The sequence below is a fragment of the Pseudoxanthomonas mexicana genome (assembly GCF_001556105.1).
Classification (GTDB): domain Bacteria; phylum Pseudomonadota; class Gammaproteobacteria; order Xanthomonadales; family Xanthomonadaceae; genus Pseudoxanthomonas_A; species Pseudoxanthomonas_A mexicana_A.
The window spans coordinates 44,794-68,225 of the sequence record NZ_LSIF01000009.1 but is presented as its reverse complement, the minus strand read 5'-3'; the positions used below and the strand labels follow the sequence as shown (position 1 = coordinate 68,225).

The window sequence follows — 23,432 nt, the reverse complement described above, 5'->3', positions numbered from 1 at the left end:
AAGGCACGGACGTCCTGCACGAGCGCGGATGCTATGACCGAATTATTTCTGCCGCATGACGCTTGCATGGTGGCCGCCCCACGGCGCATCGAATCCAACGGCTTGGTTGTCTTCGAGCATGACAACACGAAGACGATAGATCGCGGATTCATGGCAATGAAACATTCGTGAAGAAAGATTCCGTTATGCCGCGCGGCATGACCGTGCCCACTTTCTCTACCCACAGCGACCAACCCACCCATGAACTGCAGACATTCCGCCATTACCACGGCAATCGCTGCCGTGCTCGCCCTCACCGCCGCCCAGGCGGCGCACGCGCAGCAAGGTGCAACGACCGTACTTGCCGAAGGCGCATCCGGCATTGTCACCGGTCAAGTGAAAGAGGCCGCGCGCGGCGTCTACCTGGACGGTGCGCGCGTCACGCTCAATGGCTTCCAGACCACCACGGAGCGCGACGGCAGTTTCCGCATTGCCGGACTCAGCCCGGGAAAGTATCGCCTCGCAGTGGACTACATCGGCTACCAGCCGCAGGAGATCGACGTCGAGATCGGCGCGGGCAAGCATGCCAGCGTGGACGTGGTCCTTCGCAGCACCGCCGGCGCACCGGGCGCGACCGAGTTGGACCGCATCGAAGTCCGCGCGATGCGCGACGCTCAGGCGATGGCACTCAACCAGCAGCGCTCTTCGACCAATTACGTCAACGTGGTGTCGGCGGATCTGCTGGGCCAGTTCCCCGACAACAACATCGCCGAGTCGACCCAGCGTATCCCGGGCGTGTCCATCGAGCGCGACCAGGGCGAAGGCCGCTACGTGACCGTCCGCGGCGCCCCGAAGGAATACACCACGGTCTCTCTGGATGGCGTTCCGCTGGCCAACCCGGATGGCACCAGCCGCGGCGTGGAACTGGATACGATCCCGTCCGACGTGATCGCCGCCCTTGAGGTGACCAAGGCGATCACGCCCGACATGGATGGCGACGCCATCGGCGGCAATATCAATATCCGCACGCAGAGCGCGTTGGACCGCGATGGAATGACGTTGAGGGCATCGGCCGCGATGGGCCAGTACCAACTGGGCGGCGGTGACAACGAACGCTACAACGCCACGATCGGCCAGCGATTCGGCGCCGACAAGAACATTGGCGTCCTGTTCTCCGGTTCCTACAGCAAGCAGGGGCGCTTCACCGACAATGTCGAGACCCTCTACAGCGCCATCGCCGGTGGCTTCGCGCCTACGGAAATCCAGATCAAGGACTACGAGGGCACGCGGACCCGCACCGGCCTTACCGGACGTTTCGACTACCGTATCGATCCAGGCAACCTGGTGTACTTCGTCGCGTCGGATGCCAACTTCAAGGATCGCGAATTCCGCGACAATCTGATCATCACCCTGGACAATTTCGCGGCCACCTCCAACGAGACCACCGGCCAGGCGCGCGCCACCTTCGACAAGGAGCTGCGTGAACGCACCTACGACAAGAGCATCCGCACCTACAACCTGGGTGGCGAACACTTCGTAGGCGACGACTGGAAGTTCGACTGGCAGCTCTCGCAGAGCAAAGCGACCAAGACCACGGACCCGCGCGATCAGTTCATCTTCCGGTCGACCGTCAGACCGCAGATGCGCTACGACTACACCAACTACGACTTTCCGACCTGGGCGATCCTCGGCCGCGCCGATGCGCCCGCCACCGGGGTCAACCTGCCCGAAGGCTGGTTCGCCTTTCGCCGCCTGAACGAGCGGTTCGAATACAACGAGGAGACCGAAACCGGCGTACGCTTCGACGCCGAACGCCAGCAGAGCTTCCTTGGCGACAGTGGCAGCATCCAGTTTGGCGTGCGTTCGCGCTCGCGCGACAAGATGTTCGATGACGAGCGCTACCGCAATGGCTCGGCCACCGACTTCAATGCGCTGGGCGTCACCATGTCGGACATGCTGTGCAGCGGCGTGTCCAACAATTTCGGCTACTTCCTGGCCGGCCGCCGCTTCTGTCGCGATATCTTCTCCAACTACGCCGGGCCGTTGCGCAACAGCGCCAACCATCAGCGCTTGCTGGCGGACTCGGTCACGGCCGACTACAGCGCCCAGGAAGACGTGCGTGCCGGCTATGTCCGCCTGGACGCCAACTGGGGACCGCTGACCATGATCGCCGGCGTCCGTTACGAGCGCACCACCCTGGAAGGACGTGCCGTGCAGTTCAACTCGGTTACCGAAGAGCTGATCCCGCGCCGTGCCAGCCGCCGCTATGACGATCTCCTGCCCAGCCTTCACTTCCGCTACGAGCTGAGTCCGGACAGTGTGCTGCGGGCAGCGTATTCGACCGGCCTGAACCGGCCTGACTTCATGCACACGGCTCCCTACCGCATCGTCGGCGAAACCGAGGCCTCGGATGTCGCCGAAGGAAATCCTGACGTCAAGGCCGCCTACGCACACAACTTCGACCTCTCGTACGAACACTATCTTCGTCCACTGGGCCTGATCTCTGCTGCCTTGTTCTACAAGCGCATCAATGATCCGCTGTTCGTCGCCAGCCGCAACGAGACCGTCACCGTGGGCGGCACCAACTACACCCGCAAGGTCACGCGAGCCGAGAATGGCTCCAGCGGGATGCTGCGTGGCGCGGAGCTGACCTGGCAACAGACGTTCGACAATCTGCCGGGCGCATTGTCCGGTCTCGGTGTGTATGCCAACTACACCTACGCCAAGTCCAGCGCCGAGCTTCCCTTCGGCTTGGGGTCGACCGAGCTGCCCGGCACGTCGCGCACCAACTACAATGCGGCGCTGACGTATGAGAAGTACGGCTTCAACACGCGACTGGCCTACAACTACCGCTCCCAGTTCATCCAGTCGTTCGACATCAGCAATCCCGCACTGGACGTCTATTGGGGCGCGCGCGCGAGCCTGGATTTCTCCGCCAGCTACAGCATCAACAAGCAGTGGCGGCTGTTCGCCGAGGTCAACAACATCGGCGACACCAAGCAGGTCCGCTTCCAGGGCACCCGCAATCGCGTACTGGAAATGGAGAGCTTTGGCCGCTCCTGGCTGGGAGGCGTCAGCTACAAGTTCTGACCTGCCCGGGACAGGCGGGCATGCGGAAGGCCGGCTCGTTTGCCGGCCTTTCGCGTTCCTGCCGGGCTGCCGTCATGCCGTAAGCTAGCCAGGTCCCCCCGCGTGCCATCCCCATGAAAACCGTCGAAGTCCGCCATCCCCTCGTGCAACACAAGATCGGCTTGCTGCGCAATGCCGGCCTCAACACCAAGGACTTCCGCGAACTGGTCACCGAACTCGGCACGCTGCTCGCGTACGAGGCCACCGCCGATCTCGAACTGACCACCGAGACGATGGCGGGCTGGGCCGGTCCGGTGCAGGTGAAGAAGATCGCCGGCGCGAAGATCACCCTGGTCCCGATCCTGCGCGCCGGCCTCGGCATGCTGCCGGGCGTGCTGGCATTGATCCCCACCGCGCGCGTCAGCGTGGTCGGCCTGCAACGCGACGAGGAAACGCTGCAGCCGGTGCCTTACTTCGAGAAGCTCACCGGGCGACTGGAAGAACGCGATGCGCTGATCCTCGATCCCATGCTCGCCACCGGCGGTACACTCATCGCCACCATCGACATGCTCAAGCGTGCGGGCGCGAAGCGGATCAAGGGCATCTTCCTGGTCGCCGCACCCGAAGGCCTCAAGGCACTGGAAGCGGCGCATCCCGATGTCGAGGTCTACACCGCCGCCATCGACGAGCGCCTCAACGACAAGGGCTACATCCTGCCCGGCCTGGGCGATGCGGGCGACCGCATCTTCGGTACGCGGATCGGCTGAGGGTCCACGCTCAGCGGCGGACCCAGCGCTCGGTTTCCGCGTCTTCCGCCGCCAATGTCTTCGTTGCCGCGGCATCCCTCAGCAGTTCAGCCTGAAGGAACGCCGTGCCGACATCGCGAGCCCGCTCGTAGAGCGCGCCCGGTTCCCCGCCGATCAGGTTGTGGCTGCCGCCCGCCAGCACCAGCGCGACCTTGCCGCCAGCCGGCGCGGTTTCCACCGGATACAGGTGATCCTTCGCATCGGTGACGAAGCCCGGCACCAGGTCCTGGTCGCCGGTGACGATCAGCACCGGCACCGCGACGGAGGCATAGGTGGTCGGCGTCACCAGCCCGGGGATCCTGCCGGGCGACGAGTAGCCGACCACGGCAACGACTGACGGATCGCGCAGCGGCGCCATGTCGGCCATCGCGCCACCCAGCGCCAGCGAGATCAGCGTGCCGTAGCTGTGGCCGCCCGCGGCCACCGGCGCACCGGGCCAACGCTTGGCCACGTAGGCGCTCGCCGCCTTCATGTCGGCCAGGCGTTCGCCGAAGCCCTGCTGCATGGAGAACTTCTCGCGCTCCGGATACTTCACCGAATCCACGTGCAGCGGCGCCACCACGGCGAAGCCGGCATCGCGCCACGCGGTCAGCACACCGTCGTAGCGCTCCGGCCATGACCCATGCCCGCTGGAGAACAGCACCACGCCGCGTACCTGCGCCGGCTCCCAGACGGCCATCGTGGTGGCGCGCTCCGGCGAGACCTGCAGCGGCACGGTCGCGGTGGGCGCGGCGAACGCGCCCTGCACCATCGCCAGCGAAGACACCACGAGTGCGAGTGCGCCGCGGAGGAAGAAACGCTTGTTCATGCCGGAACCCCTGTGGAAGACAGGGCCAGTCTGCCGTCCGTCGGCAGGGTAGGCAGGAGCCGGTCGTCACCGGATCGAGGTGCCGGAAGTCACTTCAGGCCGCCAGCGGACGCGCCTGCAGGTCGGCGACCTCGTGGGCGACGCCGAACTTGCCCTTCTCGTCGCGGGTCACCTGCGCCAGCGCGCAGCCCGGGTCGTGGGTGAAGAACAGATGGACGTTGCGGGCCAGCTTGTCTTCCAGGAAGGCGCGCTTCTCGTCGATCAGCAGTTCCGCGTTGCGGTCGTAGCCCATGGTGATGGGCACATGCACCCACGAGCGGCCTGGGATCAGGTCCGCGCAGAACACCACGCCGCCGTGCGCCTGCCCATCGATGCGCTCCGGTCCGACGATCTCCGCCAGCATCAGGCCGGGCGTATGGCCATCGCTGAAGCTGAAACGCACGGCGTCGCCGAGCGCCACCGAATGTTCGCCGGCGACAAGCTCCAACCGTCCGCTGGCTTCCAGCAACGGCTGCAATTCCGGGATGAAGCTGGCGCGGTCGCGAGGATGCGGCTTCAATGCGCGCTGCCAGTGATCGGCACCGACGATGAAGGTGGCGTTGGGGAACAGCAGTTCCGCCGCCTTGCCCTCCTGCCACGGCGCCAGCAGGCCGCCGGCATGATCGAAGTGCAGGTGGCTGAGCACCACCACGTCGATGTCCTCGTGCGAGAAGCCCGCCGCCTGCAACGAATCCAGCAGCACGTGCCGTGCTTCCTGCACGCCGAAGCGGGCGCGCATCTTCGGCTCGAAGAACGCGCCGATGCCGGTTTCGAACAGGACGGTCTTGCCGTTCAACGGTTGCGCCAGCAGCGCGCGGCAGGCCAGCTCGATGCGGTTCTCCGCATCCGGCGGCGACCACCGCTCCCACATGGCGCGCGGCGCGTTGCCGAACATCGCGCCCCCATCGAGTTTCTGGGAATTGCCCAGCAGCGACCAGAGTTTCATGGTGCGATTCTACGCCTCGATCCGCTGTGGGAGCGACGTCAGTCGCGATGACGCTCCCGGGTTGCCTTTCGCGACTGACGTCGCTCCCACAAGGAAGGGTCAGGGGGTCGCGGCGGATTCGACGACCTTGGCCGCACCGACCGAATTGCGCGGATCGCTGCCGCCATGCAGGGTGTTGGTGGTCTTGTCCCACTCCACCGTCTGCAGGTTGCCCCAGACATGGCTGGAGCCGCGACCGCCCTGTGCGGTGTTGCCGACGACCTTGAATTTATGACCCATGGCCTCGAGCGTCTGCCGCGTCGCCGGACTCAGCGCGTCCGTTTCCATCTCGATCAGGTCCGGCATCCACTGGTGGTGGAAGCGCGGCAACGCGGCGACCGCCTGCGGGTCGAGGCCGGCGTCGTATCCGAGTACGCCCAGCAAGACCATGGTGATGATGCGGCTGCCGCCCGGCGTGCCGAGCACCGCCACCTTGTCCGGCGATTCCAGGAAGGTCGGCGTCATCGAGCTGAGCATGCGCTTGCCCGGCTTGGGCGCGTTGGCGTCGTAGCCCATCACGCCGAACGCGTTGGGCGTGCCCGGCTTCAGCGCGAAGTCGTCCATCTCGTTGTTCAGCAGTACGCCGGTGCCCGGCGGCACCAGGCCCGAGCCATACAGCAGGTTCACCGTCTGCGTGCCGGCGACGCGGTTGCCTTCGGCATCGATGATGGAGAAGTGGGTGGTCTCTTCGTCTTCCAGCGGCGTCTGCTGCCCCGACAGCTGATCGCTGGGCGTCGCCTTCTGCGGATTGATCGTCGCGCGCAGGCCGGCCGCATAGTACGGGCTGGTCAGCGTCCTCATCGGAATGTCGACGAAGTCCGGATCGCCCAGGTAGAACGTGCGGTCGCGGAACGCGCGGCGCATCGCTTCCACCACCAGATGCGTGCGCTGCGCTTCGTCGAGCTTGGACAGGTCGTAGGCATCGAGGATCTGCAGCATCTGCGTCAGCGCCACGCCGCCGGACGACGGCGGCGGCGCGGTCGTCACCTGCCAGTCGTTGTAGGTGAACGTCAGCGGCTCGCGTTCGCGTACGGTGTAACCGGCCAACTCGCGTGCCGTCCACTGTCCGCCTTCGGCCTTGACGCCGGCCAGCAGCAGCTTCGCGGTTTCACCCTTGTAGAAGCCGTCGAAACCCTCCGCGGCGAGCCGCTCCAGCGTGCGCGCCAGGTCCGGTTGCCTGAAGACATCGCCTTCCTTGATCGGCTGTCCGTTCACCAGGAACACCGCGCGCGTGCCCTTGTAGCGCTCCATCACCTCGCGGCGCGCCTGGTAGCCGCGCGCCATCCGTGCATAGACCGGAAACCCTTCGCGCGCCGTGCGGATCGCCGGCGCCAACGAGGCCTTTAGCGGCAGCTTGCCGTACGTCTTCGCCAGATGGACGAAGGCCGCCGGCAGGCCGGGAATGCCCGCCGCCCACGGCCCGTTCTCGGCGCGGTCGCGATTGAAGTCGCCGTTCGACAGAAGATATTTGTCGGGCGTCGCCGCGATCGGCGCGGTCTCGCGCGCATCGACGAAGACGTCCTTGCCGGTCTTGCCATCGTGCAGCAGGAAGAAACCGCCGCCGCCCAGCCCTGAACTGATCGGCTCCACCACCGACAGCGTCGACGAGACCGCGATGGCCGCGTCGAAGGCATTGCCACCCTGCGCGATCACGTCCAGACCGGCCTGCGTGGCGAGCGCGTGCGCGCTGGCGATGGCGACGCCGGGAGGATGGGCTGAAGGTTGGGTGGTGCGGACGGCGTCAGCGGCCAGCGCGGCTGGCGCGAATGCGACGACGAACAACAGGGCAAACAGACGGCGATGGATCACGACTTCTCCTGGACAGACACCGGGACGAAGCACGTGTCGCGGTGGACTCTCAGCCGGCCTGCAGCCGGAGCATCTTCGCCAGCAGTGCTTCGTGGGTCTCAGGATACGCCGGATCGGGATCGATGCACTCCACCGGGCACACGACGACACATTGCGCTTCGTCATGATGACCGACGCATTCGGTGCAGCGCGCCGGATCGATAACATAGATCGTCTCGCCCATCGAGATGGCCTGGTTGGGGCAGGCCGGCTCGCAGACGTCGCAGTTGACGCAGAGTTCGTTGATCTTGAGGGACATGGGGAAAACACGCCCTCTCCCCGATGGAGAGAGGGCGGCAGGACTTACTTGGCTTCGACGAACACGTACTCGGCGCTGCTCGGCGCAACGGCGGTCTTCACCCGCTCGCTGTCCTCCGCCTTGCCGATGAACAGCACGCGCACGCCCTTGAAGGCATCGACCTCGACACCCGTGAACGCAGCCACGGCCAGGTCGGCGATCTTGGTGCTGTTCGGCGAGCCGAACGCGATCAGGTTGCCGCTGCTCACGCCACGGGCGACGGCACCCTTGGCCTGGTCCAGCTGGCGGCCGTACTTGGCCTCGAACTCCGGGTCGGTCTCGGCCGGCAGGTAGTACACGTACGGCGTATTGGTGATCGTGCCCATGTTGGCGTCGACCACCTTGCTCAGGTATTCCTTCCACGGGCCGTCTTCGGTCGTGGTCGGCGCGACCAGCGCGACCTCGGCCGGCTCGGCCGGGGCTTCATCCTGCTTCTTGCACGCCGCGAACGGCAGCACGAGGCAGGCGGTGAGCATGATGCGGCTTGCGAACTTCTTCATGGGTAATCCCCCTCCTGGTGAAACGGTTGTCGAAATCATCGGGCGCTCAGGCGCCCTGCTTGTGTTGCTGCCACTGCGCATTGAGCGCGGCGGTGACGGCCGGCGGCACGAAGCCCGACACGTCGCCGCCGAGGCGGGCGATCTCGCGGACCAGCGACGACGAAATGAAGCCGTATTGTTCGGCCGGGGTCAGGAACAGCGTCTCGACCTCCGGGATCAGGTGGCGATTCATGCTGGCCAGCTGGAACTCGTATTCGAAATCGGACACCGCGCGCAGGCCACGCAGCAACACGCCGCCGCCGACGTGCTTGACGAAATGGGCGAGCAGGCCATCGAAGCCCTGCACTTCCACGTGCGGGTGCCGGGCCACGGCCTCGCGGGCCAGTTCGACGCGCTGTGCCAGCGGCAGCGCAGGTCCTTTGCCCGGGCTCTCGGCCACGCCGATGATCAGGCGCTCGAACAGTGGCGCCGCACGGTCGATCAGGTCGATATGGCCATTGGTGATGGGGTCGAACGTGCCGGGATACACGGCCGTCCGGTTGCGCGCCACAGTCATTCAGTCGTCGCCGGCGGATCGTCGGGGCGCAGTGTAACAGTGGGCTGCGCGGCCGGGGTCCGGTAGAGCGCGTAGCGGACCTCACGGGTCCGGCCTTCGCGGTGCAGCGCCCAGCCTGCCGGCACGGGCGGCAGCAGGTCGGCGGGCGATTCCACGTAGACCCAGGCAGCGGGCGCCAGGCGTGGCGCCAGTCCGTCCAGCGCGCGCGCCCACAGACCGTCGGCGAATGGCGGGTCCAGGAACACCAGGTCGAACGTGTCGCTACAGCCGGACAGCCATGCCAGCGCATCCCCGGCATGCACCTCCGCCTGCGCGGACAGCTTTGCCACCGCCCCGCGCAAGGCAGTCGCCAGGCCGGGATCGCGTTCCACCAGCGTAGCCTGCGCCGCGCCGCGCGACACCGCTTCCAGCCCAAGCACGCCGGTGCCGGCGAACAGGTCGAGCACGCGCGCACCGGGCAACGCCGGCATCAGCCAGTTGAACAGCGTCTCGCGCACGCGGTCGCTGCTCGGCCGCAAGCCGGGCCGGTCCGGTACGGCCAGCTTCGTGCCGCGCCAGCGCCCGCCGATGATCCGTACCTGGCCGGCTCCGCGCGGAGCGGCGGCGACGGGCGGGAGGTGGGCGCGTGGGCGGCGAGGCATCGGGAATGCGGTGGCGGAGGATGCCGAATGATAGCCGTGCCGCGTAGACCGGGCGGCCGATCCGCTTGAGAAAGCCGCACCGGACCCATACACCGGGAGGCATCGGCCGCGATGGGCGGCCCCGTATTCGATTCCATGGAGCACGACCGCGATGACCGTTGAGACCCGCAAAGAAACGCTGGGCTTCCAGACCGAAGTGAAGCAGCTGCTGCAGTTGATGATCCACTCCCTGTATTCGAACAAGGAGATCTTCCTGCGCGAGCTGGTCTCCAATGCCGCCGACGCCGCCGACAAGCTGCGCTTCGAGGCCCTGAAGGAGCCCGGCCTGCTCGGGGAAGATCCGACCCTGCGCATCCGCATCGGCTTCGACGCCGCCGCGCGTACGGTGACCATCGACGACAACGGCATCGGCATGAGTCGCGACGAGGCCATCGCCCACCTCGGCACCATCGCCAAGTCCGGCACCGGCGAGTTCCTGCGCGCCATGTCCGGCGACCAGAAGAAGGACGCCAACCTGATCGGCCAGTTCGGCGTGGGCTTCTACAGCGCCTTCATCGTCGCCGACCGCGTCGACGTGTTCAGCCGTCGCGCCGGCCTGCCCGCCGGCGAAGGCGTGCACTGGTCCAGCGCCGGCGAAGGCGATTTCGAGGTCGCCACCATCGACAAGCCCGAGCGCGGCACGCGCGTCGTGCTGCACCTGAAGGAGGGCGAGGAAGGGTTTGCCGACGGCTGGAAGCTGCGCGGCATCATCAAGAAGTATTCCGACCACGTCGGCCTGCCGATCGAGATGCCGAAGGAACAGCACGGCGAAGACGCACCCATCGACGCCGGGTGGGAAGCGGTCAACAAGGCCAGCGCCCTGTGGACGCGCGCCAAGTCCGAAATCAAGGACGAGGAATACACCGAGTTCTACAAGCACATCGCCCACGACTTCACCGACCCGGCCGCGTGGAGCCACAACAAGGTCGAGGGCAAGCTGGAATACACGTCGCTGCTGTATGTGCCCGCGCGCGCGCCGTTCGACCTGTACCACCGCGACGGCGCCAAGGGCCTGAAGCTGTACGTGCAGCGCGTCTTCATCATGGACCAGGCCGAGCAGTTCCTGCCGCTGTACCTGCGCTTCCTGCGCGGCGTGGTGGATTCATCCGACCTGTCGCTCAACGTCTCGCGCGAGATCCTGCAGTCCGGCCCGGTGGTCGATTCGATGCGCTCCGCGCTGACCAAGCGTGCGCTCGACATGCTGGAGAAGCTGGCCAAGGACAAGCCGGAGGACTACAAGACGTTCTGGACCAACTTCGGCCAGGTGCTGAAGGAAGGCCCCGCCGAGGACTACGCCAATCGCGAGAAGGTCGCCGGCCTGCTGCGCTTCGCCTCCACCCACGACGCCTCCGGTGCGCCCAGCGTGTCGCTGGCCGACTATGTCGGCCGCCTGCAGGAAGGCCAGGACAAGCTGTACTTCCTGACCGGCGATTCGCATGCGCAGATCAAGGACAGCCCGCACCTGGAGATCTTCCGCAAGAAGGGCATCGAGGTGCTGCTGCTCACCGACCGCATCGACGAATGGCTGATGGGCTACCTGACCGAGTTCGACGGCAAGTCCTTTGTCGACGTCGCCCGCGGCGACCTGGACCTGGGTGCGCTGGACAGCGAAGACGACAAGAAGGCGCAGGAAGAAAGCGCCAAAGCCAAGGAGGCACTGACCGGCCGGATCAAGACGGTGCTGGGCCTGGACGTGGCCGACGTGCGCGTCTCGCATCGCCTGACCGATTCGCCGGCCATCCTCGCCATCGGCCAGGACGACCTGGGCCTGCAGATGCGCCAGCTGCTGGAAGCCAGCGGCCAGCAGGTGCCGGAGAGCAAGCCGGTGTTCGAGTTCAACCCGGACCACCCGCTGATCGCCAAACTCGATGCCGAGAGCGACGCGAACCGCTTCAACAACCTCACCCGCGTGCTGTTCGACCAGGCCGCGCTGGCCGCTGGCGAAAGCCTCAAGGACCCGGCCGGTTACGTGAAGCGGCTCAACGCGCTGCTGCTGGAGTTGTCGGCGTAAGCGAAGCTCTCCCGCTGTTCTCCTCTCCCCGTGCAACGGGGAGAGGGTGCCGAAGGCGGGTGAGGGGCGAGCGGAGGCAAGGCGCCTCGACGCCCTTCATAGGATCCGCAAGCGCAGTCCGATCGCGGACGTCCAGGTTCGCGCGAAGAGCGCCCCTCATCCGCCCCCGTATCAAGTACGCGGCAGGCGCTCCAGGCACCTTCTCCCCGCGCGCGGGGAGAAGGGATCGCATTCTCTAAGCCCTGATATCCAGCAGGCTGCCCAGCGTCTGGTCCGCCACCTTCAGCACGAACAGGTTCGCGCCCGCCATCGCCTTGTAGGTCAGCATCGCGGCCACATCTTCGACCGGAGCTGCCGGATCGGCGGGCGCCTCGATCACCGTCGCGGAGACACCGCCGGTCGCACCGGCCGACAACGCCACCGACTGCCGCGTGGCATCGGGCGTGGCCAGGTTGGCGAGGTTGTGCGCGGCGGCCTGCAGGCCGGTCGAGGCGGCGCGCAGGCCCGAGGTAGCGATGCCGGTGATGGCGTTCATGCAGGGATTCCGGGTTCTCCGCCCTCGATATCGGCCGCCGACGGCCCCACTTGAGTCCTGTGCCCGGGCGTCCGACAGCCGGGTGGTAGCATGTCGCCCTCTTCGAGATACCCCCTGCAATGATCGGTTTTTTCCGCCGCAAGAAGCCCCAGGACGGCCCGGACGCCGCCCAGGCCCGCCCCAGCACCGAGGAACTCGCCGCCGCCTCCCCGCGTGCGCCCAGCGAGCCGTTGCCGGCGGATGGCGCCTCCCCTTCTCCCTCGCCAGCGGTAGAAGCGGTGCCGCAGACCGATGAGAGCGAAAACCAGGTCGTCGCGCAGACAGAAGCTGTTGCGCAGCCCCCCTCACCCCAGCCCTCTCTCCCGCAAGCGGCAGAGAAGGGGCATGACGCCGACGCTGATGCAGCGCCGGCCGCCCCCGCCGGCAAGTCCGGCTGGCGCGACCGCCTGCGCCGCACCAGCGCCGCGCTGGGCCTGGCCGGCCTGTTCACGCGCAATCCGCGCCTGGACGACGACCTGCTGGACGAGATCGAGACCGCGCTACTGACCGCCGACGTAGGCGTGCCCGCCACCACGGCGCTCGTCGAGGATCTGCGCAAGCGGATGAAGGAGCGCGAGTTCAGTGACGCGCAAGCGTTGCTGAAGGCATTGCGCGCAGATCTGATCGCGCTGATCACCCCGGTAGCGAAACCGCTGGTCATCGACGCCAGCCGCAAGCCCTTCGTCGTACTGACGGTGGGCGTCAACGGCGTCGGCAAGACCACCACCATCGGCAAGCTGGCACGCCGCTTCAAACAGGACGGCCACAGCCTGATGCTGGCGGCCGGCGACACCTTCCGCGCCGCCGCCGTCGCGCAGTTGCAGACCTGGGGCGAGCGCAACGGCGTGCCCGTGGTCGCGCAAGGCCAGGACGCGGATGCCGCCTCGGTCGCCTTCGATGCGCTGCAGTCGGCCAAGTCGCGCGGCTTCGACGTGCTGATCGCTGACACCGCCGGCCGCCTGCACACGCAGACCGGCCTGATGAACGAGCTCGGCAAGATCCGCCGCGTCCTCGGCAAGATCGACGCGGATGCGCCACACGAAGTGCTGATGGTCATCGACGGCACTACCGGCCAGAACGCGCTCTCGCAGCTGCGCCAGTTCCATGCCGCGGTCGGCGTCACCGGCCTGGTGGTCACCAAGCTGGACGGCACGGCAAAGGGCGGCGTGGTGTTCGCGCTGGCGCGCGAGTTCGGCATCCCGATCCGCTATGCCGGCATCGGCGAGCGCGTGGAAGACCTGCGTGTGTTCGATGCCGAATCCTTCGTCGACGCGCTGCTGCCGGAAGCGCTGGGTGGCGGCTGACCCAAACTCGCGCCTCGCGGGAGCGACGTCAGTCGCGATAGACCGCCGCGATGGCGTCATCGCGGCTGACGTCGCTCCCACAGGTCGCGACGGATGAGCGGCAACGCTTCTTTCGCCGGGCGCCTGCTGGCCTGGTTCGACCGGCACGGTCGCCACGACCTGCCGTGGCAGCATCCGCGCACGCCGTATCGCGTGTGGCTGTCCGAGATCATGCTGCAGCAGACGCAGGTGACCACGGCGACGCCGTATTTCCTGCGCTTCGTCGAACGCTTCCCCACCCTGCCCGACCTCGCGGTCGCCACCACCGACCACGTGATGGCGCACTGGGCGGGGCTGGGCTACTACGCCCGCGCCCGCAACCTGCATGCCGCCGCGAAAGCCTGCGTCGCGGACCATGGCGGCGAACTGCCGCGCGATTTCGACGCGCTGCACGCGTTGCCCGGCATCGGCCGCAGCACCGCGGGCGCGATCCTGTCGCAGGCGTGGAACGACCGTTTCCCCATCCTCGACGGCAACGTCAAGCGGGTGCTGGCGCGCTTCCATGGCATCGCCGGCTGGCCCGGCCTGCCTGCGGTCGAAAAGCAGCTGTGGGCGCTGGCGGAACAGCACCTGCGCGACGTCCCCAACGGCCGGCTCGCCGACTACACGCAGGCGCAGATGGATTTCGGCGCCACGCTGTGCACGCGCGCGAAACCGGCGTGCGTGGTGTGCCCCGTGCAGGAGGACTGCGTGGCTCGCCGCGATGGACTGACTGCCGCATTGCCCACGTCCAAACCCTCGAAGGTGCTGCCCGAACGCGAGGCCGTGGCGCTGTGGCTGGAGAACGTCGACGGCGAGATCCTGCTGCAGCGACGTCCCGAGACCGGCATCTGGGCCTCGCTGTGGACGCTGCCGCAGGCGGACACCGATGCCGGCATGCGCGACTGGTTCACGCGCGAGATGAAGGGCAGGTACGACAACGCCGAGGAATTGCCCGTCGTCGTGCACACCTTCAGCCACTACCGGTTGCACCTGCAGCCGCTGCGCCTGCGCAAGGTCGCCCTGCGCGACGCGGTGCGCGACAATGACGACCTGCGCTGGGTGGCGCGTGGCGACCTCGCCACGCTGGGCTTGCCGGCGCCGATCCGCAAACTGCTGGGGAACTGATCCATGTCGCGCACCGTCTACTGCCAGTACGAACAACGCGACACCGAAGGACTCGACTTCGTGCCTTACCCCGGCGAACTGGGCAAACGTATCTACGCGAACATCGGCAAGCCCGCCTGGGCAGCATGGCTGGCACACCAGACCATGCTGATCAACGAGAACCGCCTGTCGCCACGCGATCCCAAGCACCGCGCCTTCCTGGAAACGGAACTGGAAAAGTTCCTGTTCGACGGCGGTGCCGACAAGCCAGCCGGCTACGTGCCCACGCCATAACGTCGGCCAGCGGCACCCTCACACCTTCGCTTCGCGCTCCACAGTCGTCGCCTCGCGCAGTTCCTTTTTGCTGGCGCGCAAGGCTTTCACGTCCAACGGGCGGATGGTCTCGATGCGGCAGGGAATCTTGATGCTCGACGTGCCTGCGCCCAGCGGCACCACGTCATCAAAGCGCGCCAACACCCGGCTGCCGAAGTTCGTGATGCGGATGGCCACCGCGTAGTCGAGGTCCCGGCAGGGGCCCGACAGCTCCAGCAGGAAGGCCTGGCCGGGCTTGGTCCACACCGCCAGCGCACCATCGCCGAGTGGCACCCAGCCACTGAGGTGGCCGAAGTAGCGGAAATCCTTGACCGGCTCGCCGGCATAGCCGCGGTACAGGGCCAGCTTCTCGGCAGTGGTCTGTTTGCCGGCGCTGGCGCAGCCTGACAATGCGGCCACGACCAGCAGGACGATGGGCATCAGGCGGGTCATGGTCGAGCTCCTGTCGGCGCGGCGGGGCGCTCAAGGGCCCCATGATGCGCCCCACCGCGGGTGCAGGCAGCGCCCGCCGGGTGAGCATTCAGCCGAGGGTGCGGCTTGCCTTCCCTCGCCCCGGTCCGTATCATCTGCGGCCTTCGCACCGGCGCTGCCGACCCGCGAAAGATCCTGGCCTGGTAGCTCAGTTGGTAGAGCAGCGGATTGAAAATCCGCGTGTCGGTGGTTCGAATCCGCCCCGGGCCACCATATCGTTTCGGAAAGGCCTGCAGCGATGCAGGCCTTTTTCGTTCGTATCCACTGCCTTGCTCTTCGGCTTCCGCGGTTCTGCGACAGCATATCCCGCCCACTACCCCGTCTTCGAAGACACCGGACCCCGCATGCCCGACCCCATCCGCCTGGCCAAGCGCGTTGCAGAACTGACCGGCTGCTCGCGCACCGAGGCCGAGCAGTACATCGAAGGCGGCTGGGTCACCGTGGATGGCGAGACGGTCGAAGCCCCGCAGCATCCGGTGACCGGCGAACGCGTGGAGATCGACCCGACGGCCAGGCTCACGGCGACCGAACCCGCCACACTGCTGCTGCACAAGCCCGAAGGCGTGGCCTGGCAGGACGCCGCGCCGTTGGCCGTCCCGGCTACGCACATGGTCGACGACGACAGCGGTGTGCGGCCGTTGAAACGCCACCTGCAGCGCCTGACGGCGTTGGTGCCGCTGGACACCGAGGCCAGTGGTCTGCTGGTGCTCAGCCAGGATGGTCGCGTATGGCGCCGCCTGACGGAAGACTATGCGCAGATCGAGCAGGAGTTCGTGGTCGAGATCCGCGGGACGGCCGATCCGTACACGCTCAGCCGCATCGGCCACGTCACCACCTACCAGGGTCGCGGCTTGGCGCCGTGCAAGGTCAGTTGGCAGAACGAAGTGCGACTGCGCTTCGCCATCAAGGATGTGCAGCCGGGCGAACTTCGCCACCGCTGCCGCGAAGGTGGGCTTGATGTGGTGTCAATCCGCCGCCTGCGCATCGGGCGCATCGCACTGGCGAAAGTGCCGGTCGGGCAATGGCGCTATCTGCCGGCTGGTGCACGGTTCTGAATACCGCAGCCACCGCGAAGTCGTGACGGGCTCCGGATCATGACGGACACGCGGCCCGCCGCACCGCACTTCACGTCCCCATTCCTGCACGCTGCCTAAGCTGGCCGCCCGGTTTTCCGAGGACTTGCCATGCGACCGTCCATCCTGTTTTTCGCTTTCCTGCTGACTGCGTGTGGCCGTGATGGCCTCGCGCGTGACGAAGGCGCACCTGCCTGCGCCAGCGTCGCCGCGAAGCAGCGCACCGCCGCGAAAGTCGACAAGGCCTACGAAGACATCCGCCAGCGCACCGTGGCATCCCCGACCGAGAAGAACCAGCGAAAGCTTGCGGAAGCCGCCGAGGAATCCGCTGCAGCCAACGGCACGCTCAAGTCAGCGCAGGCGGAACAGGCCGCCGGCCGCTGTCCGCCGGACTAGGCTCGCGGTGCAGTCGCGACGATGGACGTTGCAGGTATCGATGCATCATCGCCTGCCACCGGCATGACGTCGGAAACGGCCTCCTGGGAACGACATGGGCCCGCACAATTTCGCTCGCTCTCTGCCGACACGACCGAGGGTTTGCAGCGTGACGCGTGGTCATCGACGGCATGCCCATGCGCGTGGAGCCAGGCGGCGAGCAACACGACAGCGACGACGCACCATCCAAGGATGGATCGGGAATTCGAATCTAGAGGCATGATGGAAACTCGTTGAGACGTATTGCCGCCGATGACGGGTACGCAGCGCAGGTAAGGTCACGCGTTGATAAGTGATATCGCCGCGCGCACCTCGATCCGGACAACCACGGACGCGGATGATCGCCCCCCCCTCACGACACGTCCGTCACGCGTTCCCGCGCCAGGCGAGCAGCACCAGGGCTGTACTGCCTTTGACGCGGTGTCCACGGCCCGTGCCGCAAGGTCGCCCCATCCCCCCTTGGAGACGCCATGTGGACATCGTCTTGAAGAAGGCAACGCGTGCCCTTCCCGACCGTTTCGCTTGGCATCGCACCGACGCCGGCAACGCACTGTACGTGGATGGCGTGACGATCGCTGAAGTGCATTCGCAGCAAGACGATTTCGTGTTGCGGATCCTGGTGGATCTCGGCGACATCGCACCGTTCGATATGGCGAGCGATTGCGAAGAACGGGCGGTGGGGTGGGTTACCCAGTGGGCCTGCCAGCGGGCGGGCCTGCTGGATCGCTACGCCAACCAGCAGCGCGTGACGGCACGGGACAGCACACCTGTACTGGCGTTGGCCGCGGCCTGAGCGTCGCTGTACGCGGCAGGATGATCGCTGCGCTTTCCCGCCATCGGGACATCGAGGTCATGCAGCTCTCGTTTCCCGTATCCCCAAAGAAAAGCCACCGGACTGGAGAGTAGCCCGGTGGCTCTGGGAGATGCGCGCCGGCCTCTCTCCGGCGCGCACCGCACTCAGTGGCCGTTGCCGGCGGCGAGCTTGTCCAGATCGATGCCTTGTTTGCGCAGCGTGCGCGTGGCGGCGATCGCGTAGAACGCGAGGTAGGCGAAGCACAGCACGCCCACGATGAAGCTGTAGTGGATACCAACCTTGTCGGCCAACGCACCCTGCGCCCAGCTGACGATGCCGCCGCCCATGATCATCATGATCAACAGGCTGCTGCCCTGGTTGGTCTTGTTGCCCAGGCCGGTGATGGCCAGCGCGAAGATGCACGGCCACATGGTGCTGCAGAACAGGCCCACGCTGATGAAGGCGATGACGCTGGTCATGCCGGTCGTGAACATGCCGATCAGCTGCGCGGCGATGCCACAGATGGCGAAGTACAGCAGCATGCGCGCCGGATTGCCCTTGCTGGCCAGCGTGGCCAGGATCATCAGCACGATGACCGCCGCGTAGCCGAAGAACTGCGAGGCATCGTGGCCGGTGATGGCGTTCACCGCCAGGAACACGCCGAATGCCAGGTAAGGCAGGATCAACATCAGCATCTTCTTCGCGCCCGCGCCGACATCGAACGCGCCCGCCGCACCGCTCCAGCGGCCGATCATCAGGCTGGCCCAGTACAGCGACACGAACGGCGCGATCATCGAGGTCTCGATACCCAGCCCGCCCTTCTCTACTGGCAGCTCCAGGTAGGCCGGCAGGTTGTCGATGGTCGAGACCTCGACGCCCACGTACAGGAAGATGGCGATCATGCCCAGCACCAGCTGCGGGTACGACAACGCCGACTTCTTGTGGATCAGATTGCTGCTGTCTGCCGCTTCGGTTTCCGACAGTTTCTCCAAGTCGATGTGGTTGGGCACCGAAGAGAACTTCAGGAAAATCGCCACCAGGATGAAGGCCGCGCCCAGCACCAGATACGGCGTCTTGACGCTTTCGATGCTCGCTTCGGTGTTGCCTGAGGTGACGCTGCCGAAGATCGCCACGCTGACCAGCAGCGGGCCGATGGTGGTGCCGAAGTTGTTGATGCCGCCGGCCATCGTCAACCGCTGCGCACCGGTCTTGGGGTCACCCATGACGATGGCCAGCGGGTTGGCCGCGATCTGCTGCAGCGAGAAGCCCAGGCCGACGATGAACAGGCCCGACAGCATCAGGTTGAACGAACCGGTATTGGCGGCCGGATAGAACAGCAACGCACCGAGCGCCGAGATCACCAGGCCCACGCAGATGCCGTTCTTGTAGCCGATCTTGTTGAGCACGTCCTGGCCCATCGCCTTCGAGATCGCGACGTAGATCAGCGAGCCGACGGTATAGGCCACGTAGAACGCCAGCGCCACGTACATGCTCTGCGCTTGCGTCAGGTCGAAGGCCTTCTTGAACACCGGGATCAGGATGCCGTTGCTGGCCGCAACGAAACCCCAGAAGAAGAACACGGTGATCAGCACACTGAACTGCGACCATCGGGTGGTTTGGGTGGTCATGGATTGGTATGCCTGCTGGTATGGGATCCGGACGGAACGGCCAGCCTACGGAGCGGCCGCGCGATTGCAAATTGCACTGCGTCAGCGTCCCGCGGCCGTATCGCGGGGCGCTGTTCCAATACGCTTACTGCGCGCACTTCACCACATCGTCGGCGTCGCCCGCACCAGCCACCACCTGGATATCGGTGAAGGCGGCGGCGAACGGCGCGTCGGCAGTGATGCTGAAAGGCGTGTCCACGCCGGCCAGGTCCGCACCGAGCTTGCCGAAGCACGCCAGCGGGATCTTGACCGTCTGCTTCCTGCCGACGGCATCGCCGGAGAAGGTGGCGCTCAGGTCCAGGCTCGCGCCACAGCTCGCACCGCAGCCGACGGTGAACTGCACCTGCTTGGTCGGCGCCTGCTTGACGATCACATCGAACTGCACGACGCCGCGGGCCGTCGCCATGGCGGCCAGGTTGTTCTTCGAAGGATTGCGGGCGAAGACGCGCGCGGGCGCCAGCCAGGTGACTTCCTTGGCGTCCTGCTGCGTGTTGACCTGCACGGTGGCGACCTGCAATGCCGGCTTGGCCTGCGGCCAGCGCTGCGTCGCATTCATGTCGCTACCGACGGCCTGCGTTGCGCCAGCCACCTCCATCTGCAGGGTGAAGGGCGCGATGTCTGACTGCTTGAAGATGCCCAGCGCGGTGGCTTCGCCGCAACTCGTCGCGCTGTCCTCCTGCAGCTTGCCGACGTTGCTGCTGTCGCTGTAGCGCAGCCCGGCATCCAGTGCGAACTGCGGCTTGCTGTCCGCCTTCGGGCAGGCCAGTGCCGGCCACGGAAACGTCAGCTTTCCGCGAAAATCGTGCGCCGGCTTGCCATCGGCACCGGCCACCAGCACATCGGTGACGCCCTTGCCTTCCGTACCCGGCAGCCACGCGGCGACGAAGCTGCTGGACAGGTTGATCAGGTCGTTCACGTAAAGCGCGCGGCCGGACAGCAGCACGGTGACGACCGGCTTGCCAGTGGCGGCAGCCGCCTTCAGCGTGGCCAGATCCTCCGGATGGCGACGGCTGTGCGACAGCGTGTCAAACGGCACGATGTCGCCGTTGGTTTCCGCATACGGCGTTTCGCCGATGACGGCCACGATGACGTCGTAGCTCGCGGGGTCCACGCCTTCGGCGCTGTCGCGCAGCAGCACGTTCGCCTCGCCGAGCTGTTCGCGCAAGCCAGCGGCCAGGCTGTCGGCATTGGGGAAATCGGCATTCGTGTTGTCGGTGCCCTGCCAGGTCAGCGACCAGCCGCCGGTCTGGTTGGAGATGCTGTCGGCGCTCTTGCCCACCAGCAGCACGCGCTGGTTCTTCTTCAACGGCAATGCACCGCCATCGTTCTTCAACAGCACCAGCGACTCGCGCGCGGCACGGCGGGCCAAGTCGCGATGCACCAGCGACTCGAGCTTGCCTGCATGCCGGCTGGCCGACGGCTTCTGCTGCCACAGGCCTGCGCGCAGCTTGACGCGCAGGATGCGGGTGACGGCATCGTCGATGCGTACCTGCGGGATCTCGCCCGACTTCACCTGCGCGATCGTGTTGGTGATGAAGGTCTTCCACTTGTCCGGCACCATCACCATGTCGATACCGGCGTTGATCGCCTGCGCGCAGCTGTCGTCCTTGCAACCGGCGACCTGGCCGATGCCGTTCCAGTCGGAGACGACGAAGCCGTCGAACCCCATCTTCTCCTTCAGCGCGACGGTCAGCAGATCGCGCGCGCCGTGCATCTTGCCGTAGTCCTTGCCGGCGGCGACATCGTTCCAGCTGTTGAACGACGCCATCACCGTCTGCACGCCGGCTTCGATCGCGCCGTAGTAGCCCTGGCCATGGACGTTGATCATCTGCGATTGGGTGATGGTGGCGATGCCCTGATCCTTGCCGCCGTCGGTGGCGCCGTCGCCGATGAAATGCTTGGCGGTGGCGACGACGTTGCCGTCCTTGTCCAGCAGGCCCTGCATGCCCTTGACGTAGGCAGCCGCGTATTCGCGGATCAATGCAGGCTGCGAGGAATAGCTTTCGTACGTGCGGCCCCAGCGCGCATCCTGCGCGACGGCGACGGTCGGGGCGAACGTCCATGCCACGCCCGTGGCGCGCGTGGACTGCCCGGTGGCCTCGGCGATGCGCTCGATCAGCTCGACGTCGCGCGCGGCACCCAGGCCGATGTTGTGCGGGAAGATCGTCGCGCCGTAGACGTTGCTGTGGCCATGCACGGCGTCGGTGCCCCAGATCACGGGCACGGGGATCTTGGCATCAGTCGACAGGGAGGCGTCGTAGTAGGCATCCGCCAGCTTGACCCAGTCTTCGACCTTGGCGTGCTTGTTCATCGCCGGCCACGAACCACCGCCGTTGAGCACGGAGCCGATGTAGTACGTGCGCACCTCATCCGGGCTGATGGACTTGATCTCCGGCTGCACCATCTGCCCGATCTTCTGTTCCAGCGTCATGCTCGCGAGGATCTCGGCCACGCGCGCCTCGACGGCAGGGTCCTTGGCGAAGCTGCTTTTCAGCGCAGGCCAGTCCTTCAGTTCTGCGGCATCGTCCGCGGCTGCGCCGGCGGGCTTCTGTTCGGGGTCCTTCTGCGCCGTACACGACAGGCATGCCAAAAGACTGGCCCCCAGCAGGGTCACTCGGATCGGATTCACTCGTTTCTCCCAGAATGGCGGCGCGCACAACATCCCCGACAGGATCCGCGCCTGAATAAAAATCGGACGGGACACGAGAGCAAGCTCCACATTCCGCCACATGCAGTAGTTTTCAAGCGGGCACGCGAGCTCACGGCCCGCGGCGAAACATGGACGTGCACTGGTACCGCACGCGCTGATGCTCCGACGACGGGGGAATCAGCTGACCGATGCTGCAGGCTGCCGCACGCCGCCCAAGATGTTGCAGAACCGGTCGCCCGAACTGGCGCCCGGCATGGCCTTGTCGCGTCTGCGTGGCACGAGGCATGGAACAAGGACGTTCACGCCCGCAACGCGTTTTGAATGCCTCATGCGGCCCCTCTCCGACCGTTGTTGACAGCGCTGTCATATCGAAGCTTCAATGTGCTGTCAATGAATTCCTGGCAACTGCCGCATACCGGCGCGTGCGGTACTGGATCTGCTTACCGCAATGACGCTCGCGCCTGAGTACTCGCTGCGGTGCAGCAACAGGTTTGCGTGGCTTGTGCGAGCGATTCGGGAGCGCCCGCGGAAAGATCTATCGCGGCGCGAAACCCGCGGCCCCTACTTCAGCCCGGCCGGCGAATGGCGTCGTGAGGCTAGCTCTGCCGCGCAAGGTGCGGGTCACAACGGATCACCACGTCGGGTCATGGGATCTCATTGCCAGCATCAACGCCTGCCCGGCTCCCACCATGATGGTCCGGAAACGCAGAACATCACCGTTGAGGACTCTCGGAAGTTCACGGAAATCATCGGCATCGGCACGCTAGCCTACACGTTGCCCCCGATGCAGCGTCGCCACGTTCGTGTGAAAGCCTGACGCAGCGCAGTACGACTGCCCCATCCCCGCAAGCGACCGGACTGTCATTCCAGCTGCCATACGCCGTAGTATCCTGCCGCATTCCCTCATGGAGCCGCGGCATGATGCGACGTACTTCCCTGCTGGCACTTCTGGCGGCGACCACCCTGCTGGCCGGTTGCGGCGACGGCGTGGTGCGGCGGGTCTCCGACCCGGCCGTAAGCGTCCAGCAACTGACGGTGAGAGCCGACGGCCAATGGGCGGTGGACCTGAGGCTGCAGAACTACAGCAGCATCCCGATGCGCTTCGATACCGTCGGGGTCGACGTCCAGGTCGGCGACCAGGACGCCGGCAAACTGAGCGCCACGCCCGGCGTGTCCATCGGGCCCGAGTCCGCCGATGTCGTCACGGTCGCGTTCTCGCCCAGCAGTGCCGCCCGCATCGTGGTGGCGGACGCCCTCGCCGGCCGTCGCACCCTGCCGTACACGCTGAAGGGCAGCGCTGCCGCCACGCCGGAAGAGGCGAAGCAGCGCAGCTTCGACGTCGACACGCGCAGCACCCTCAATCCCGTCCCCGGCCTGGACGGTGTGCTGCGCTGAGCGCGGCCTTTCCCTCATCCGCGATTCCGAGAA

21 protein-coding genes and 1 tRNA gene are annotated in these 23,432 nt (G+C 66.3%); 11 read left to right on the top strand and 11 right to left on the bottom strand.

Features of this window, described 5'->3' with window-relative positions; translation table 11 throughout:
- The first annotated feature begins 240 nt into the window (after nucleotides 1–240).
- Both AX730_RS01435 and upp read left to right on the top strand, forming a co-directional pair.
- Nucleotides 241–3,069, top strand: coding sequence for a TonB-dependent receptor (locus AX730_RS01435; protein WP_083537632.1), 2,829 nt, complete (start codon nucleotides 241–243; stop codon nucleotides 3,067–3,069).
- Nucleotides 3,070–3,182: 113 nt separating this feature from the next.
- Entirely contained in the window at nucleotides 3,183–3,815 is a 633-nt protein-coding gene (gene upp, locus AX730_RS01430) for a uracil phosphoribosyltransferase (RefSeq protein WP_062350847.1), read from the top strand.
- Between the two features lie 10 nt (nucleotides 3,816–3,825).
- Here the strand turns inward: upp and AX730_RS01425 are convergent, their stop codons facing one another.
- From AX730_RS01425 to rsmD, 7 genes are all read right to left on the bottom strand, one after another.
- On the bottom strand, nucleotides 3,826–4,662 hold the full coding sequence (locus tag AX730_RS01425) for an alpha/beta hydrolase family protein (protein ID WP_062350844.1): 837 nt from the start codon (nucleotides 4,660–4,662) through the stop codon (nucleotides 3,826–3,828).
- A 94-nt stretch (nucleotides 4,663–4,756) separates the two neighbouring features.
- A complete protein-coding gene (locus AX730_RS01420) occupies nucleotides 4,757–5,647 on the bottom strand; it encodes an MBL fold metallo-hydrolase (RefSeq protein ID WP_062350841.1) in 891 nt (296 codons plus the stop codon).
- Between the two features lie 99 nt (nucleotides 5,648–5,746).
- Entirely contained in the window at nucleotides 5,747–7,471 is a 1,725-nt protein-coding gene (ggt, locus tag AX730_RS01415) for a gamma-glutamyltransferase (RefSeq protein WP_062351025.1), read from the bottom strand.
- Between the two features lie 73 nt (nucleotides 7,472–7,544).
- On the bottom strand, nucleotides 7,545–7,793 hold the full coding sequence (locus AX730_RS01410) for a YfhL family 4Fe-4S dicluster ferredoxin (RefSeq protein ID WP_062350838.1): 249 nt from the start codon (nucleotides 7,791–7,793) through the stop codon (nucleotides 7,545–7,547).
- Between the two features lie 44 nt (nucleotides 7,794–7,837).
- On the bottom strand, nucleotides 7,838–8,332 hold the full coding sequence (locus AX730_RS01405; protein ID WP_062350834.1) for a hypothetical protein: 495 nt from the start codon (nucleotides 8,330–8,332) through the stop codon (nucleotides 7,838–7,840).
- Between the two features lie 46 nt (nucleotides 8,333–8,378).
- Nucleotides 8,379–8,888, bottom strand: coding sequence for a pantetheine-phosphate adenylyltransferase (gene coaD / locus AX730_RS01400; RefSeq protein WP_062350831.1), 510 nt, complete (start codon nucleotides 8,886–8,888; stop codon nucleotides 8,379–8,381).
- On the bottom strand, nucleotides 8,885–9,529 hold the full coding sequence (rsmD, locus tag AX730_RS01395) for a 16S rRNA (guanine(966)-N(2))-methyltransferase RsmD (protein WP_062350828.1): 645 nt from the start codon (nucleotides 9,527–9,529) through the stop codon (nucleotides 8,885–8,887). Before rsmD ends, coaD begins: the two co-directional genes overlap by 4 nt.
- A 151-nt stretch (nucleotides 9,530–9,680) precedes the next feature.
- Here rsmD and htpG point away from each other — a divergent pair, with 151 nt between their 5' ends.
- Nucleotides 9,681–11,579, top strand: a complete 1,899-nt coding sequence (htpG, locus tag AX730_RS01390; RefSeq protein WP_062350825.1) for a molecular chaperone HtpG — start codon at nucleotides 9,681–9,683, stop codon at nucleotides 11,577–11,579.
- A gap of 235 nt (nucleotides 11,580–11,814) precedes the next feature.
- On the opposite strand, the gene AX730_RS01385 is transcribed toward htpG, so the two are convergent.
- Nucleotides 11,815–12,114 (bottom strand): hypothetical protein, encoded by a 300-nt coding sequence (locus AX730_RS01385; protein ID WP_062350822.1) that lies wholly within the window; start codon nucleotides 12,112–12,114, stop codon nucleotides 11,815–11,817.
- 119 nt (nucleotides 12,115–12,233) lie between these two features.
- Here AX730_RS01385 and ftsY point away from each other — a divergent pair, with 119 nt between their 5' ends.
- The 3 genes from ftsY to AX730_RS01370 all read left to right on the top strand — a co-directional run bounded on the left by ftsY (nucleotide 12,234) and on the right by AX730_RS01370 (nucleotide 14,876).
- Nucleotides 12,234–13,457, top strand: a complete 1,224-nt coding sequence (gene ftsY, locus AX730_RS01380; RefSeq protein ID WP_062350819.1) for a signal recognition particle-docking protein FtsY — start codon at nucleotides 12,234–12,236, stop codon at nucleotides 13,455–13,457.
- A gap of 93 nt (nucleotides 13,458–13,550) precedes the next feature.
- Nucleotides 13,551–14,603, top strand: a complete 1,053-nt coding sequence (gene mutY / locus AX730_RS01375; protein WP_062350815.1) for an A/G-specific adenine glycosylase — start codon at nucleotides 13,551–13,553, stop codon at nucleotides 14,601–14,603.
- 3 nt (nucleotides 14,604–14,606) lie between these two features.
- Entirely contained in the window at nucleotides 14,607–14,876 is a 270-nt protein-coding gene (locus AX730_RS01370) for an oxidative damage protection protein (RefSeq protein WP_062350812.1), read from the top strand.
- Nucleotides 14,877–14,894: 18 nt separating this feature from the next.
- On the opposite strand, the gene AX730_RS01365 is transcribed toward AX730_RS01370, so the two are convergent.
- A complete protein-coding gene (locus tag AX730_RS01365; RefSeq protein WP_062350809.1) occupies nucleotides 14,895–15,347 on the bottom strand; it encodes a DUF6491 family protein in 453 nt (150 codons plus the stop codon).
- A gap of 176 nt (nucleotides 15,348–15,523) precedes the next feature.
- On the opposite strand from AX730_RS01365, the gene AX730_RS01360 reads away from it, so the two are divergent.
- The 4 genes from AX730_RS01360 to AX730_RS01345 all read left to right on the top strand — a co-directional run bounded on the left by AX730_RS01360 (nucleotide 15,524) and on the right by AX730_RS01345 (nucleotide 17,687).
- Nucleotides 15,524–15,599: transfer RNA gene (locus tag AX730_RS01360), tRNA-Phe, on the top strand.
- Nucleotides 15,600–15,730: 131 nt separating this feature from the next.
- Nucleotides 15,731–16,441: an rRNA pseudouridine synthase gene (locus AX730_RS01355; RefSeq protein WP_062350805.1), complete on the top strand. Its 711-nt coding sequence runs from the start codon at nucleotides 15,731–15,733 to the stop codon at nucleotides 16,439–16,441.
- A gap of 129 nt (nucleotides 16,442–16,570) precedes the next feature.
- On the top strand, nucleotides 16,571–16,855 hold the full coding sequence (locus AX730_RS01350; RefSeq protein WP_062350802.1) for a hypothetical protein: 285 nt from the start codon (nucleotides 16,571–16,573) through the stop codon (nucleotides 16,853–16,855).
- Nucleotides 16,856–17,366: 511 nt separating this feature from the next.
- Nucleotides 17,367–17,687 carry a hypothetical protein gene (locus AX730_RS01345; RefSeq protein ID WP_062350798.1) on the top strand — a complete coding sequence of 107 codons (321 nt, stop codon included), beginning with the start codon at nucleotides 17,367–17,369 and terminating at the stop codon, nucleotides 17,685–17,687.
- Between the two features lie 164 nt (nucleotides 17,688–17,851).
- Here AX730_RS01345 and AX730_RS01340 read toward each other — a convergent pair whose 3' ends face one another.
- Both AX730_RS01340 and AX730_RS01335 read right to left on the bottom strand, forming a co-directional pair.
- Nucleotides 17,852–19,315 carry an MFS transporter gene (locus AX730_RS01340; RefSeq protein ID WP_062350795.1) on the bottom strand — a complete coding sequence of 488 codons (1,464 nt, stop codon included), beginning with the start codon at nucleotides 19,313–19,315 and terminating at the stop codon, nucleotides 17,852–17,854.
- A gap of 124 nt (nucleotides 19,316–19,439) precedes the next feature.
- Nucleotides 19,440–21,983: a glycoside hydrolase family 3 protein gene (locus AX730_RS01335; protein ID WP_232310143.1), complete on the bottom strand. Its 2,544-nt coding sequence runs from the start codon at nucleotides 21,981–21,983 to the stop codon at nucleotides 19,440–19,442.
- A 942-nt stretch (nucleotides 21,984–22,925) separates the two neighbouring features.
- On the opposite strand from AX730_RS01335, the gene AX730_RS01330 reads away from it, so the two are divergent.
- Nucleotides 22,926–23,399, top strand: a complete 474-nt coding sequence (locus AX730_RS01330; protein ID WP_062351022.1) for an LEA/WHy family protein — start codon at nucleotides 22,926–22,928, stop codon at nucleotides 23,397–23,399.
- Nucleotides 23,400–23,432 lie beyond the last annotated feature (33 nt).

Coding starts and splice junctions, on each gene's coding strand:
- AX730_RS01435 (WP_083537632.1), top strand. CDS start 241: ATGAACTGCAGACATTCCGCCATTACCACGGCAATCGCTGCCGTGCTC.
- upp (WP_062350847.1), top strand. CDS start 3,183: ATGAAAACCGTCGAAGTCCGCCATCCCCTCGTGCAACACAAGATCGGC.
- AX730_RS01425 (WP_062350844.1), bottom strand. CDS start 4,662: ATGAACAAGCGTTTCTTCCTCCGCGGCGCACTCGCACTCGTGGTGTCT.
- AX730_RS01420 (WP_062350841.1), bottom strand. CDS start 5,647: ATGAAACTCTGGTCGCTGCTGGGCAATTCCCAGAAACTCGATGGGGGC.
- AX730_RS01410 (WP_062350838.1), bottom strand. CDS start 7,793: ATGTCCCTCAAGATCAACGAACTCTGCGTCAACTGCGACGTCTGCGAG.
- AX730_RS01405 (WP_062350834.1), bottom strand. CDS start 8,332: ATGAAGAAGTTCGCAAGCCGCATCATGCTCACCGCCTGCCTCGTGCTG.
- coaD (WP_062350831.1), bottom strand. CDS start 8,888: ATGACTGTGGCGCGCAACCGGACGGCCGTGTATCCCGGCACGTTCGAC.
- rsmD (WP_062350828.1), bottom strand. CDS start 9,529: ATGCCTCGCCGCCCACGCGCCCACCTCCCGCCCGTCGCCGCCGCTCCG.
- htpG (WP_062350825.1), top strand. CDS start 9,681: ATGACCGTTGAGACCCGCAAAGAAACGCTGGGCTTCCAGACCGAAGTG.
- AX730_RS01385 (WP_062350822.1), bottom strand. CDS start 12,114: ATGAACGCCATCACCGGCATCGCTACCTCGGGCCTGCGCGCCGCCTCG.
- ftsY (WP_062350819.1), top strand. CDS start 12,234: ATGATCGGTTTTTTCCGCCGCAAGAAGCCCCAGGACGGCCCGGACGCC.
- mutY (WP_062350815.1), top strand. CDS start 13,551: ATGAGCGGCAACGCTTCTTTCGCCGGGCGCCTGCTGGCCTGGTTCGAC.
- AX730_RS01370 (WP_062350812.1), top strand. CDS start 14,607: ATGTCGCGCACCGTCTACTGCCAGTACGAACAACGCGACACCGAAGGA.
- AX730_RS01365 (WP_062350809.1), bottom strand. CDS start 15,347: ATGACCCGCCTGATGCCCATCGTCCTGCTGGTCGTGGCCGCATTGTCA.
- AX730_RS01355 (WP_062350805.1), top strand. CDS start 15,731: ATGCCCGACCCCATCCGCCTGGCCAAGCGCGTTGCAGAACTGACCGGC.
- AX730_RS01350 (WP_062350802.1), top strand. CDS start 16,571: ATGCGACCGTCCATCCTGTTTTTCGCTTTCCTGCTGACTGCGTGTGGC.
- AX730_RS01340 (WP_062350795.1), bottom strand. CDS start 19,315: ATGACCACCCAAACCACCCGATGGTCGCAGTTCAGTGTGCTGATCACC.
- AX730_RS01330 (WP_062351022.1), top strand. CDS start 22,926: ATGCGACGTACTTCCCTGCTGGCACTTCTGGCGGCGACCACCCTGCTG.